General features: G+C 39.0%; 14 protein-coding genes. 12 read left to right on the top strand and 2 right to left on the bottom strand.

From position 1 onward, the window contains the following. Positions 1–129 precede the first annotated feature (129 nt). From CQZ96_RS20430 to CQZ96_RS20470, 9 genes are all read left to right on the top strand, one after another. Entirely contained in the window at positions 130–621 is a 492-nt protein-coding gene (locus CQZ96_RS20430; protein ID WP_105713660.1) for a hydroxyquinol 1,2-dioxygenase, read from the top strand. Positions 622–634: 13 nt separating this feature from the next. Then, complete coding sequence (locus CQZ96_RS20435) at positions 635–1,639, top strand: hydroxyquinol 1,2-dioxygenase (RefSeq protein ID WP_105713661.1); 1,005 nt, start codon at positions 635–637, stop codon at positions 1,637–1,639. Positions 1,640–1,704: 65 nt separating this feature from the next. Next, positions 1,705–3,240: an aldehyde dehydrogenase family protein gene (locus tag CQZ96_RS20440; RefSeq protein WP_228722747.1), complete on the top strand. Its 1,536-nt coding sequence runs from the start codon at positions 1,705–1,707 to the stop codon at positions 3,238–3,240. Position 3,241: 1 nt separating this feature from the next. Then, positions 3,242–4,309, top strand: a complete 1,068-nt coding sequence (locus CQZ96_RS20445) for a maleylacetate reductase (protein ID WP_004724853.1) — start codon at positions 3,242–3,244, stop codon at positions 4,307–4,309. Between the two features lie 27 nt (positions 4,310–4,336). Next, complete coding sequence (locus CQZ96_RS20450; protein WP_105713662.1) at positions 4,337–5,194, top strand: dioxygenase; 858 nt, start codon at positions 4,337–4,339, stop codon at positions 5,192–5,194. A gap of 2 nt (positions 5,195–5,196) precedes the next feature. After that, on the top strand, positions 5,197–5,529 hold the full coding sequence (locus tag CQZ96_RS20455; RefSeq protein WP_105713663.1) for a Rieske (2Fe-2S) protein: 333 nt from the start codon (positions 5,197–5,199) through the stop codon (positions 5,527–5,529). A gap of 117 nt (positions 5,530–5,646) precedes the next feature. After that, the gene (locus tag CQZ96_RS20460) at positions 5,647–7,365 is read left to right on the top strand and encodes an arylsulfatase (protein WP_105713664.1); all 1,719 of its coding nucleotides are present in this window, start codon (positions 5,647–5,649) and stop codon (positions 7,363–7,365) included. A 138-nt stretch (positions 7,366–7,503) separates the two neighbouring features. After that, a complete protein-coding gene (locus CQZ96_RS20465) occupies positions 7,504–8,478 on the top strand; it encodes a formylglycine-generating enzyme family protein (RefSeq protein WP_105713665.1) in 975 nt (324 codons plus the stop codon). Between the two features lie 54 nt (positions 8,479–8,532). Further along, on the top strand, positions 8,533–9,702 hold the full coding sequence (locus CQZ96_RS20470; protein WP_228722748.1) for an OprD family outer membrane porin: 1,170 nt from the start codon (positions 8,533–8,535) through the stop codon (positions 9,700–9,702). Positions 9,703–9,740: 38 nt separating this feature from the next. Here CQZ96_RS20470 and CQZ96_RS20475 read toward each other — a convergent pair whose 3' ends face one another. Then, positions 9,741–10,109, bottom strand: a complete 369-nt coding sequence (locus tag CQZ96_RS20475) for a nuclear transport factor 2 family protein (RefSeq protein ID WP_105713667.1) — start codon at positions 10,107–10,109, stop codon at positions 9,741–9,743. A gap of 155 nt (positions 10,110–10,264) precedes the next feature. Between CQZ96_RS20475 and CQZ96_RS20480 the strand changes: the two genes are divergently transcribed. The 3 genes from CQZ96_RS20480 (at position 10,265) to pcaF (ending at position 13,005) form a co-directional block, all read left to right on the top strand. Further along, positions 10,265–10,948, top strand: coding sequence for a 3-oxoacid CoA-transferase subunit A (locus CQZ96_RS20480; RefSeq protein ID WP_166782140.1), 684 nt, complete (start codon positions 10,265–10,267; stop codon positions 10,946–10,948). 2 nt (positions 10,949–10,950) lie between these two features. Further along, complete coding sequence (locus CQZ96_RS20485; RefSeq protein ID WP_004722148.1) at positions 10,951–11,604, top strand: 3-oxoacid CoA-transferase subunit B; 654 nt, start codon at positions 10,951–10,953, stop codon at positions 11,602–11,604. Positions 11,605–11,799: 195 nt separating this feature from the next. Beyond that, complete coding sequence (gene pcaF / locus CQZ96_RS20490; RefSeq protein WP_105714766.1) at positions 11,800–13,005, top strand: 3-oxoadipyl-CoA thiolase; 1,206 nt, start codon at positions 11,800–11,802, stop codon at positions 13,003–13,005. On the opposite strand, the gene CQZ96_RS20495 is transcribed toward pcaF, so the two are convergent. Beyond that, positions 12,989–13,939, bottom strand: coding sequence for a LysR family transcriptional regulator (locus CQZ96_RS20495; RefSeq protein WP_004724832.1), 951 nt, complete (start codon positions 13,937–13,939; stop codon positions 12,989–12,991). The two genes, pcaF and CQZ96_RS20495, sit on opposite strands and share 17 nt — an antisense overlap. Between the last annotated feature and the right edge of the window lie 296 nt (positions 13,940–14,235).

Raw genomic sequence — 14,235 nt, forward strand, 5'->3', positions numbered from 1 at the left:
GTATAATTTGCTTTTTTGGACTTTTTTGTTCGATTAGACCGAACAGTCTTGTCGATAAAACGTCCATTGTTATCGACTGTGGTATGACTTAATTTTTAATTGTGTCATGAGGACGATTGAGGAAATAGGATGAATACATATACAACAAAATTCGGAAGTATAGATAATTTCGAAAAAGGTTCAATTGAAATGATTCAAGGCAAACCATCACATTATGTATTTTCTAATGTGTTTGAAGTTGCGAGTCTAGCGGAGCCTTATGAAAAAACGGTTGTAGGGATTAATCAAAAATATGTGATCGAATCAATTCGTGCAGAAGGTACTTCAGAGTGGTTCTGTTGTGCACACGATGAATTTGTCATTTCAATGGATTGTGAGGTTCGTGTTGAATTTTTAAAACTGGAACAAGCAATAGATACTTCAATCGAAGGGACTCAGGCTGCAGGTGATCAACCGAAAGGTAAACCCATGGGTTATGTGGTGCTAAAAAAAGGCCATCAAGCCATTCTGCCTGTAGGCACAGCCTATCGTTTCAATAGTCAAAAGCCAGCAACGCTGATTTTACACACAATTAAAGGACCACTTTCTGTCGAGAAATGGTCAGAAATTTGTTTGAAGTAATAGGAGATTAGGGATGAACTCTGCACAAAATACATTTGCAAGTGAGCAAGTTGAAATCATTGGGAAAAATGAAACTACAGGGTATATCACATTTAAACTTGGCAATTTCATGCTTAGTCGTGATGAGTATTTTGCCAAGATTACATGGACTGCAAAAGGGAGTGAGCACTCACACTTAATGTCTGTCGATGCATTTTTAAGAGCAGTTATGCGTGATGTTGCTTGGGGGTTCTTCTACGGTTGGGTCAACTTCGATCATGTGATTGGAACTCAAAATCACTACGGTAGCGTCGATATGTATGCTGGTACATTTAATGGTGTACTCAATGCTGCTGGTGTGGACTACGTTGAAAATTTTGAAACACCAAAAATCATGGCAACATTTAAAGCCATTTTACATGATTGGGTAAATGCAGACTTTGATCCATTTGCAGCACCGGAAGAAACTGGTAGCGCGTTCGGTCGAAAAAATGGTGAAAATATTGAAGCGATTGATCGTTATCGTATTGCAACCAAGCGCATGCCAGGTATGACAGGAGATTCGCCATTACGTGATGATTTACCAGTCAATCGCCAGTTTGCAGATGTAGATCAAGACGAGCCTTTAGTGCATTGTGAGCCTGGATTTGAAGGTGAACTCAGCGCATTTAATTTGTTTAAATATATGTCTCGTTCAGATGTGACGTGGAATCCGTCAGTGACTTCAGTTTGTAAGGCGAGCTTATTCTGTCCAACCACAGAAGAATATATTTTACCGATTTTCCATGGCAATGACCGTGTGGAATGGTTTATGCAAATTTCTGATGAAATTACATGGGATATTGCTGATAAAAATGATGGAAAACCTTTTGCACGTATTCTCATGAAAGCAGGTGATATCTGTGCAATGCCTGCCAATATTCGTCATCAAGGCTATTCAACAAAACGTTCGATGCTTTTAGTTTGGGAAAATGCAACACCTGATTTACCAGAAAAATATGCATCTGGTGAGTTACCACCTTATCCAGTGTCATTCTAAGCACATGTTCTCGGGCTAAGTTGAACTGTGAAGTAGATTTAGCCCTATTCAAAAGGTTTTTAAATATGAATACGCAATTACGTGTTGATGGGACAGTTGTACCTGAACAAAAGGTATTGGATCTGATGAAAGTAAATACACAACTTTTTATCAATGGTGAATTTGTTCCTGCCAAAAATGGTGGAACGATTGATGTACTCAATCCAGCAACAGGTGAAGTAATTACCAAAATTGCTGCAGCAGAAGCAGAAGATGTGGATGTTGCAGTGCAAGCCGCACAAAAAGCTTTTCCTGCATGGGCGGAAACACCAGCAGCAGAACGCGGTCGTTTATTATTGAGATTGGCTGATTTGATTGAAGAAAATTCAGAAGAATTGGCTCAGCTTGAATCTTTGGATACTGGGCATCCAATCAAGGATTCACGCCGTTTAGATGTACCGCGTACAGCAGCATGTTTCCGTTATTTTGGTGGTATTGCCGACAAGATTGAAGGCAATGTGATTCCCGTTGAACAAGGTTTTTTAAACTATACCACACGTGAGCCGATTGGCGTGGTTGGTCAAATTGTGCCATGGAACTTCCCACTGATGTTTACCAGTTGGAAACTTGGTCCAGCACTTGCAGCAGGTAATGTTGTGGTGATGAAGCCTTCAGAAATTACACCATTATCCACCCTTAAAATCGCTGAATTGATTAAAAAAGCCGGCTTTCCTGATGGGGTGGTGAATATTGTTCCTGGTTATGGTCATACCGCAGGTCAACGCTTAGCTGATCATCCTGATATTGGAAAAATCTCTTTTACAGGTTCAACACAAACAGGGCGCAGTATTGTCAATGCCTCTTCAGGCAACTTGAAACGTGTACAGCTTGAACTGGGTGGTAAAGGGGCAAATATTGTTTTTGAAGATGCCAATCTTGATGCCGCTGTAAATGGTGCGGCTTGGGCAATTTTCCATAATCAGGGACAAGCATGTATTGCGGGTTCGCGTTTGGTATTACATGAAGAAATTGCAGATCAATTTTTAGAGAAGTTCGTTGCTTTAGCACAATCTATTCGTTTAGGTGATCCTTTAGATCCGAATACAGAAATGGGGCCTTTAACATCAGAATTACATCGTGACAAAGTTTTGGCATACGCCAAAATTGCAGTGGAGCAAGGTGGGAAAATTTTGCTCGGTGGTACTGCGCCGCAAGATGTTCGTTTGAAAAATGGATATTTCGTCATGCCAACTATCGTTGAAGCAAAAGTAGATGATCGTGTTGCGCAAGAAGAAGTTTTCGGTCCTTTTGTTACTGTTATTCGTTTTAAGGATGATGCCGAAGCATTACAAATCGCCAATGGGACTGAATACGGCTTGGGAAGTGGTTTATGGACAAACAATCTACAACGTGCACATTTATTTGCTAAGAAAATCAAAGCTGGCATGTGCTGGATCAATAGCTATAAACGTGTCAATCCAGGTAGCCCATTTGGTGGTGTAGGCAAGTCAGGTTATGGGCGTGAAATGGGCTTTGAGGCGATCCATGACTATACCGAAGTTAAATCGGTATGGGTCAATGTTGATGCCATAATACCGCCGCACTTTCAACGAGGGGAATGAAATGCAAAATTTTCATTATAAAGCACTCCCAATCAATGTTTATTTTGGAAATGCAGAATCGCAAAAGACCAAAAGTATTTTAGTGGACAATGGCTTTTCTTCAGTTCTGGTGATTACAACACCAGAACAAGAAGAAACAGGCTTAATGATGGCAAAGCAGTTGGGTGAATTGGCTGTGGGTGTTTACCCACATGCAGTGATGCATGTTCCAACCGGTGTTGCTGATGAAGCGATTCAGTTTGCAACCAAAAAGAATATTGACTGTTGTTTGGCTTTGGGTGGTGGTTCGACGATTGGACTTGCTAAGGCGATCGCATTAAAAACTGGAATTCCAATTGTCGCTATTCCAACGACTTATGCAGGTAGTGAGATGACCACAGTCTATGGTTTGACTGAAAATAATCTCAAAAAAACAGGCAAAGATATCAAAGTACTTCCTAAAGTCGTGATTTATGACCCTGAATTAAGTCTGACTTTACCTGCTGGTATTTCCGCAAGTTCAGGAATGAATGCAATGGCACATGCGGTTGAGGCACTGTATGCACAGGATAAAAATCCGATTATTAGCATGATGGCAATTGAGTCGATTAAGTCACTTAGTCAGGCTTTGCCAAAAATTGTGAAAAACTCACAAGATATCGAAGCGCGTAAGCAAGCCACTTATGGTGCTTGGCTTGCTGGGATTTGTTTGGGTTCAGTTGGCATGGCAATTCATCACAAACTTTGTCATACCTTGGGTGGAACTTATAATCTACCCCATGCACAGGCACATGCTATTACTTTGGCATATTCAGCACATTATAACCGCAATGCAGATATCCAAGCGATGGATCAACTTGCTCAGGCACTCGGTGGGCAAAGTCATGAACAAGTTGGACAACTGATTTATAAACTTAATCAACAACTGGGTATTCCATTGGCTTTAAAAGATATTGGGTTACCAGAAGACGGTCCAAGCGAAGTGGCTCGCATTACCTGTGAAAGTCCATATTACAATCCGAGAAGTTATGAAAGAGATGAATTGGAAACACTTCTTCAACGGGCTTATCTCGGTTTAGAGCCGAGATAATTTGCTTGATCAAAATGGAGTTTTGATATGCATGACGTCACGATGAGTGCAATAAATAGTTTTGAACAGATTCAAAATCCACGTTCTAAAATGTTAATCCAAAAATTAGTTAAAGCGATTCATCATTATATCAATGAGGTGGAATTAACCCAATCAGAGTGGGAAGTGGCAATAAATTTCTTGACGCGAACAGGGCAACTTTGTCATGACCAGCGTCAAGAATATATTTTACTTTCAGATGTACTTGGCGTATCTATGTTGGTGGATGAAATTAACCATAGTAAAAATCTAGCACAAACACCGAGTACTGTTTTTGGTCCATTTTTTATTGCCAATATGCCGATCCGTAACTATGCAGAAAGTATTAGTGAGGAAAATATTGGTGATGAAATTCCTCTGTTGGTTAAAGGGAAAATTTTAAATCAGCAGGGTGAAGCAATCGTGGGTGCCAAAATAGAAGTATGGCAAACAGCAGAAAATGGCATGTATTCGGGGCAAGATCCTCTGCAAGCAATCTCCAACTTACGTGGTGCATTTATCAGTCAGATGCAGGGTGAATATGCATTTAAATCTATTTTACCAGTCAGTTATCAGATTCCTTCTGATGGAACAGTAGGTGAACTTTTAAATTATTCCAAACGTCATTTTTGGCGGCCTGCACATATACATTTCATGATCACAGCTGAAGGGTATCAACCTTTGGTCACTCACTTATTTATTCAGGATGATGAATATTTGAATGCTGATGCCGTATTTGGCGTCAAAGATCGGTTAATTGTTGGTTTTCAGCAACAGTGTTCCAGCGTGGAAGATCAGACTCAATTTACCTTCAATCAAAACTATAACTTAATCGAATATGACTTTGTTCTCAGTCAAGGGGAATGATGATGTCGACACGAATCAAGCTTTGTGAGGTCGATGATTTTTCAGATCAACAGGTCTTAAAAGTCAATCATCCGTTAAAAGTAGACAAAAGCATTGTGATTATTCGCAAAGATGGGAAGTTTTACAGTTATGAAAATGTTTGCCCTCATTTTTTAGTACAGCTTGATTATCGTTCAGGGCAATTTTCAATTTACCAAAATCAAGTGATCATGTGCGCACACCATTCAGCACTTTTTGATATAGAAACAGGTTTATGTATCGATGGACCATGTAAAGGTCAAAGTTTAATTAAAGTTGAAAATGAGCAAATTAATCAAGATATCTATTTTAAATAATTGTTCTGAATTCGTGAACACTGAAGTTGATCAAAGATGATTTTTTAAGCGATGGAACTAGATTAATTTAGACATGTTTAGGATGACATTTATTTTAACTAAATTAAGGAAAATTCAATGTTTATGAAGAAACTTATACTCGCATTATTTATACCGACAATACTTGTTTCGTCTTTAGCGTTTGCAGCTGACACTAAAAAGCCCAATGTTTTAGTGATTGTGGCTGACGATCTTGGGTTTTCTGATACAGAACCTTTTGGTGGTGAGATTTCTACCCCGAATATTAAAAAATTGGCTAAAGAAGGTGCTATTTTAACTAATTTTCATACGGGTCCTACTTGCTCAGTGACACGTTCAATGTTGTTGACAGGTAACGATAGTCACCAAGCTGGCTTTGGTACGATGGCAGAATATTTACAACCAGAACAGAAAGGTAAATCAGGTTATGAAGGTCGTTTGAATAATCGTGTTATTACCCTAGCTGAAATTTTAAAAACGCAGGGATATGTATCATTCGTTACAGGTAAATGGCATTTGGGTGCAACGGAAGATAGCCATGCAAAAGCGCGTGGCTTCGATCGCTCATTTACACTCATGCCAGGAGGTGCTGCACATATGGATGCTAGCCAAATGTTCCCTGGAAATTATAAAGCACGATATTTTGAAGATGGTCAGGAGGCAACTTTACCAAAAGAATTTTATTCAAGTGACTTCTTTACCAGTAAAATGATTTCCTATATGGAAAATGACCGTAAAAAAGGTCAACCATTCTTTGGATATTTGGCTTTTACTGCACCACACTGGCCTTTACAAGCACCAGATCAATATTTAAAGAAATATGATGGATACTACAAAGATGGCTATGAAAAAATTCGTCAAACACGCTTAGAGCGTATGATCAAATTAGGCATTATGCCAAAAGGAACCAAGGTTAATAACCCGTTGGCAGATGCATTCCCAGCTTGGGATAAGTTAACCGAGGTACAGAAAAAAGATCAAGTGAAGACCATGCAAATTTATGCAGCGATGATTGATAACATGGATCACAATATTGGTCGTGTGATTGATTATCTCAAACGTAGTGGTGAACTTGATAATACTTTGATTTTATTTATGTCTGATAATGGTGCAGAGTCTGCCACACCAGAATCATTAGGCACCACTGAAGACAAAAATGGTATTCGTGAATGGGTAGATACCACATTTGATAACAGCCCAGAAAATATGGGTAAAAAAGGTTCTTATGTAACACTTGGGCCTCAATGGGCGCAGGTTGCATCAACGCCACTGCCTTATTTCAAAAGTATTTTGTCAAATGGTGGAATTCATGTTCCAGCCATTATTCGCTATCCAAGCGAAATTAAATCTGGACAGATTCAACCTGAAACGATTCATGTGATCGACTTTGTCCCAACAATACTTGAGCTGACAGGTGCTCAAAGACCTGAAAGTTATAAAGGTAACCCATTATTAAAAATGGAAGGTCGTTCATTCTTATCTGCATTTAAGGGAAGAGCATTACCAGAACGTGCATTAGGGTGGGAATTTAATACACGCAGAGCTTTGTATAAGGGCGATTGGGCTGTTCAATATCAAGCACCACCTTATGGCACTGGTGAATGGGAACTTTATAATCGAAAAATTGATCCATCATTCTTGAAGAATTTGTCATCTCAAAATCCAACAAAATTGCAAGAGTTAGCAAAAGATTGGGCGGATTACGCACAGCGTGTTGGTGTGGTGGAGGCTCCTGTTCGTTATAAATATGGTCAAATGAACTGCTTCTACGATAAGTGTATTCAACCTGAGTTCTTAAAAAAATTATCTAAGCAATAACCCATATAGAAACCAAAAGTAGTTTTTTATTGAATCAAGGTACGAGCTTATCAATGTTGATTGATCATCTACTGGTGATGAGCTCATCTTGTATTCACTAGAAAATATCATTTTGCTGGTTGTCTAAGAGATGTTGGCATGAAGAGTTTTCATAGTGTAGTGCTGTTGGGGAGTATTTTTCTAGCAGCCTGTGGTGCTCCTCCAAAGCAGGAACACGTAAAAACTTCACCGAAGTTAGGAAGTTTAGCTCAATGTAAACAATATTTGGGACTTCCTCATGATTGGCGAAAAGACCCTCAGGCAGGTATGGTCAAAATTCATGGTGGAACGTTCAATATTGGGAACAATAAAAGCTACCCAGAAGAGCAAGCACTTTATAAAAGTGAGCGTACAGTCAGTGACTTCTGGATCGATGCGACAGAAGTTACGAATGCACAGTTTCAAAGTTTTGTAAACGAAACAGGTTATGTGACTGAAGCGGAAAAGCAGGGTGAAGCAGTTGTATTTTATCAACCGACACAGCCAGTATCAGAATTGGCATGGTGGAGTTTAGTCAAAGGAGCAAGCTGGAAGCAGCCTTGGGGAGAAAATGTCGAACGGAAAACTCAGGCAAATGAACCTGTCCGGATGATTACACTGAAAGATGCGTTAGCTTATGCAAACTGGTTAGGTCGAGATTTACCAACTGAAGAGCAATGGGAATATGCAGCTAAAGGTTTTAGTAAAATAAATGAAACTCATGCCAATAGCGAACATGTTGATGCGAATATTTGGCAAGGAGAGTTTCCATATCAAAATGAAAATAAAGACGGTTTTACTGATGTTGCACCTGTAGGATGTTTCAAAGCCAATGGTTTTGGTTTATTCGACATGATTGGAAATGTTTGGGAATACACAAATAGTCCATTTAAAGGGACGCATGATGATCACATGGGCATGCAACAACTTAATACGAATCAAGCCCAAACATTTAATCGTTACACCATCAAAGGAGGATCATTCCTTTGTGCAGTGAACTATTGTCAGCGATATCGAGCTTCAGCCAGACACCCGCAAGAAATTGATTTAGGTATAAGTCATGTGGGATTTAGAACGGTAAAAAACATACTATAAATTAATGGATTAATGATGAAAAAAACACTTTATATTGTGCCATTGGCTTGTGCCATGGCTGCAACGGGTAACTATGTCTTTGCAAAAGATGTCAATATTGATGTAACCCTGAAAAACTTATACGCAAATCGTGATCCTGATGAACAGACTAAACCAATTACTGGAAGCTGGAGTCAAAGTGTTATTGCACTTGGAAATACTCAATATGCATTATCAGATGACACAAAGTTGCTTTTTACTGGATCGGTACAATATGCGAGACGTTTGAGCGAAGATAAGCATTTAAATGACATGATTTTACCTTTTGATGTAAATACACAAAAACAGGCTTCAAGCTATAATAAAGTAGCTGGGTCAATGGGTGTACAGCATAAAAATCACAAAGTCACTTGGGGAGAACAATGGGTAGATACGCCACTGGCGACTACAGATTATAGTCGGCAACTGATCACTATTTATCAAGGTCTATTATATTCTGGTCAATTGAATGAACAGTTAAATGTGGATATTGGCTATTTAGATAAATATTCACCACGAAATGAAGAAGATTTTAGAAAAATTTCTGTCAACAAAAAAGAATCTGATGGATTGGCTTATATTGATTTAAAGCACAAAGCTTTCGATAATAAATTACAGACTCAGATTTTTGTGAGTGAATTAGATGACTTATATAATCAATACTCTATAGGACTGAACTATAAAAATAGTATTGAACAATTTAGATTCAATACTAAATTTAGATATTATTATACAGAAGAAACAGGTGTTGAACTGCTTGGTGATATTGATAACCAATATATTGGGCTACTTCACGAGATTAGTTACGGGCCAAATACTATTGGTTTGGGCATCCAAAAAATTGAAGGAGATAGTAATTTTCCAATGTTAGATGGTGCCGTTCCTGTCCTCAGTTATATTAACTGGACACAAGGTACATTCAATAAGGCAAATGAACTTTCATATCATGTTACCTTTAATCATGATGCAAGTTGGGCATTACCAGGTTTAAATCTTTTACTCCGTTATGTAGAAGGCCAAAACTATATGATCAATGGTCAAAAAGGATTTGATGAAAGTGAATTTGATATCATTATGAATTATCGTATGAATGAAGGACGATTTAAAGGACTTGGTTTTCAGTGGCTAAACTTAAATTATAAAAATGATCTTAAAGGTGATTACATTGAGAATAGATTCTTTACCACTTATACGATGAATTTTTAAAGATTTTAGAATCAAGAGGGGATTTTTCCCCCTTTGATTTATTTTATAGGCGTCGGTTGATAAGCAAAAAGAACAACACTATCTTTGGTTTTTTTCCATATCGACAGTGTGCGATTTTTTAATTTAACAGGTTTACCTTGTAAAAGCAGTTCAGCTTCAAATATTGCAAAAGTTAAAAGGTTATCTGAAAACTCGACAATATTTTCAATATTATAATCAATTGTTTTATAAATATAATACTGACTTTCTAATTTTTGCATATAGCTAGAAAGATGATCTATTTTAGCACTACTATGCACATAGATCAGTTCTGGATCACATAAGCTTTCAAATTTTTTATAATCTTTTTGTGTTAAGGCTTGAAAGCGTTCTTTCTCAGCCATTTTTACAAGGCGAATATAATCCATAAAATAAAATCCGAGGTTTAAATCATTTATTCTATTTCAAATTGGAGGAGGAATTTGTTTCTAAAATGGAAACAATCAGTTTGTATAATTAAAAGAATAGACAATTTCTTTATTCAATATAATAAATATAAGCCTATAAATGATAAGTAAGTCCTATGATAGACAAAAGTGTGGCATCCTTAGCCGAGATGCTCTCTCAAATCCAAGATAGATCGACCATTATGATTGGTGGCTTTGGAACAGCAGGACAACCCGCAGAGCTGATCGATGGGCTGATTGAACTTGGCGTTAAAGATCTGGTGATTGTCAATAACAATGCAGGCAATGGCGATTATGGTCTGGCTAAACTGCTTAAATCAGGTGCAGTCCGTAAAATCATTTGTTCTTTCCCACGTCAGTCGGACTCTTGGGTATTTGATGAACTCTACCATGCGGGCAAGATCGAACTTGAACTGGTTCCACAAGGTAATCTCGCGTGTCGTATTCAAGCTGCAGGAATGGGTTTAGGTGCAGTGTTTACCCCAACAGGTTTTGGCACCTTATTGGCAGACGGCAAAGAAACTCGTCATATCGATGGCAAAGACTACGTGCTTGAATATCCGATTAAAGCAGACTTTGCACTGATTAAAGCACATCAAGGCGACCGTTGGGGCAACTTGGTTTATAACAAATCAGCACGTAACTTTGGTCCAATCATGGCGATGGCTGCAGATGTCACCATTGCACAGGTTTCAGAGGTGGTTGAATTAGGTCAACTCGATCCTGAGCATATTATTACCCCAGGGATTTTTGTTCAGCATGTGGTTGCAGTTGATGCAGCCAATGGTAATGGAGAATAACAATGAGCTACCAAAAACTAAGCCGTGACCAAATTGCTGAACGTGTTGCCCAAGATATTCCCGATGGTGCTTATGTCAATTTAGGCATTGGTTTACCAACCAAGATTTCAAAATATCTGCCAACAGACAAAGATGTATTTCTACATTCTGAAAATGGTTTATTGGCTTTTGGTCCTCCACCCGCCAAAGGTGAAGAAGATCCTGAGTTGATTAATGCAGGCAAAGAATATGTGACTATGCTAACGGGTGGTTCGTTTTTCCATCACGGTGATTCCTTTGCCATGATGCGTGGTGGACATTTGGATATTGCTGTATTGGGTGCATTCCAAGTGGCGGCTAATGGTGATCTTGCCAATTGGCATACCGGTGCGCCAGATGCGATTCCTGCGGTGGGTGGTGCAATGGATTTGGCTGTAGGGGCCAAGAAAGTCTTTATCACCACCGATCATGTGACTAAGCAAGGTGAACCTAAGATTGTTGAAGAACTGAGCTATCCAGTAACAGGCAAACATTGTGTTGATCGTATTTATACCGACTTATGCGTGATTGATGTGACTACAGATGGCTTAAAAGTGCTTGAAAAAGTTGCAGGTCTGAGCTTTGAAGAATTACAGGCTTTGACGGGTGCTCAATTGATTGATGCGACACAGGGATAATAAATCCCTGAAGAATTACAGGCTTTGACGGGTGCTCAATTGATTGATGCGACACAGGGATAATAAATCCCTCCCTTGCGGAATGATTAAATCTCTCCTAACCCCTCTTTATGAAAGAGGGGAACTTCTTCTTTTACAAAGAGGTGAGCTACGGTTGTAGCAGCGCAAGTGAGATTATTTAAGGATATAAACAACATGAAAAACGCTTACATCATAGATGCCATCCGTACTCCATTTGGTCGTTATGCCGGTGGTCTTGCGCCAGTCCGTGCAGATGATCTTGGTGCTATTCCAATTCAAGCATTGATACAACGTAATCCAACAGTAGATTGGCAGCAAGTCGATGATGTGATCTATGGCTGTGCCAATCAGGCCGGTGAAGACAATCGTAATGTCGGGCGTATGTCAGCATTATTGGCTGGTGTGCCCTATCAAGTGCCAGCAACCACTGTGAACCGTCTATGTGGTTCATCACTGGATGCGATTGCCATGGCAGCTCGTGCCATTAAAGCCAATGAAGCAGATTTAATCATTGCCGGTGGCGTAGAAAGCATGAGCCGTGCGCCCTATGTGATGGGTAAGTCGGACAGTGCTTTTGGACGTAGTCAAAAGATCGAAGACACCACCATGGGCTGGCGCTTTATCAACCCAAAACTCAAAGAATTGTATGGTGTGGACAGCATGCCGCAAACCGCTGAAAACGTGGCAGAGCAATTCAATATTAACCGTGCGGATCAAGATCAGTTTGCGCTGAATAGCCAACAACGTACCGCAGCAGCACAAGCTCAAGGCTTTTTCCAAAATGAGATTGTGCCTGTCACTATTCCACAGCGTAAAGGTGATGCTGTGCTTGTGGATACCGATGAACATCCACGTGCATCAACCACTTTAGCTGCACTGACAAAACTTAAAGGTGTGGTCAAAGCTGATGGTACGGTCACGGCGGGAAATGCGTCTGGGATTAATGATGGTGCAGCAGCCTTATTAATTGCTTCAGACGAAGCTGTAGAAAAATACCAATTAAAACCACGTGGCAAAATTATTGCAGCAACCACGGTGGGTGTTGAACCAAGAATTATGGGCTTTGCGCCAGCGCCTGCGATTAAGAAACTGCTTAAACAAGCCGATCTTAGCTTAGCGCAAATGGATGTGATTGAGCTGAATGAAGCTTTTGCCGCCCAAGCTTTGGCCGTAACCCGTGATTTAGGTTTGGCAGATGATGATGCACGTGTCAATCCCAATGGTGGGGCGATTGCTTTAGGTCATCCTTTGGGTGCATCAGGTGCCAGACTGGTGACCACTGCCTTAAATCAACTTGAACAAATCAAGGGTGAATATGCCTTATGTTCAATGTGTATTGGGGTAGGGCAAGGTATTGCCTTGATTATTCAAATAACTTAACTTTATCAGATAAGTGATTATGTTGTATTAATTCAATATCCCAATCAGGAATTGTATCTAGACGAGCAATTAAAAAGTCTAAAAGTTTACGAATTTTTGAAAGATTTTTTGAATTCGCAGGAAAGACGGCTCGTAAGCTATAATTTAATAATGGAAAGTCAGATAGGATGGCGGTAAGTTGGTTGTTCATTAAGTATTTATGGGCAACTAACGTAGGTAGACATACTATCCCCCCTTCACTTAACGCAAAATCACGCAATAAATGAACTGATGAAGATACGATCTGTATATTTATTTCCATCTCTTTAAATTCATTATCATTTAAATATTGAATTCTATTTCGAGTAGGGTAGCCAGAGTAATATCCAATTTGAATTTCTTTTAACTGTTCAGGAACTAGAATATGTTTAATATTCTGGAGATACTTAGGCGAGCAACATAAGACACGATTGACATTAAATAGTTTACGTTCAATTAAGCTTTCACCTGTTGGAGGAAACATTTGAAAAACAATGTCAAAACCTTCTGCAATAGGATCAATAATTCGATCATTGACGACAATATCGATATCTAGATCAGGGTACTCTTTTAAAAAAGTAGCTAAAAAATGACCAAAATAATCTATGGCAAAACCAGGTGCCATATGGATTCTCAGACGACCTTGCATTTTTGAAGTAGCATGTGCCATTTCATCAGCTAGTATTTCAAAACTTTTTATAAGCGATGCGCACTCCCTATAATATTTTTCACCAATATCTGAAAGCCTTACGGAGCGGGTGCTACGGTGAAAAAGTGGCGCTTTAATAAAATTTTCTAGTTGTTGAATTCGATTGCTAATTACTGATCGAGTTACTCCTAATTGTTCTGCAGCTTTAATAAAGCTGCCACTCTCAGCTACTCTTACAAATGCTTCCATGCATTGTAATTTATCCATTTCAGCGTTCCTCTAATAATTTCTTAATTTTGCTGGTAAAATTAAAATTTCTTAATTCCATAATAGCATTTGTTAGACTAAAATTTAGTTTGGAGTTTATTTACAAGTATAGGCGAAATCAGCAATATAATTTTAAGATGAACAAGCCTGTACCAAAAAAGCTATCTCACAATTAATTAATCTTCTTACAACCACGCTTTTGATCAATCGCAGACATCTCTCGAACTGGTTGGACTCAAACAACCTATGATATACCGGATCAAAAGATAAACACACAAAATCAAAACTACTTAGAC

The sequence above is a fragment of the Acinetobacter sp. MYb10 genome (assembly GCF_002980175.2).
Taxonomy (GTDB): Bacteria; Pseudomonadota; Gammaproteobacteria; order Pseudomonadales; family Moraxellaceae; genus Acinetobacter; species Acinetobacter guillouiae.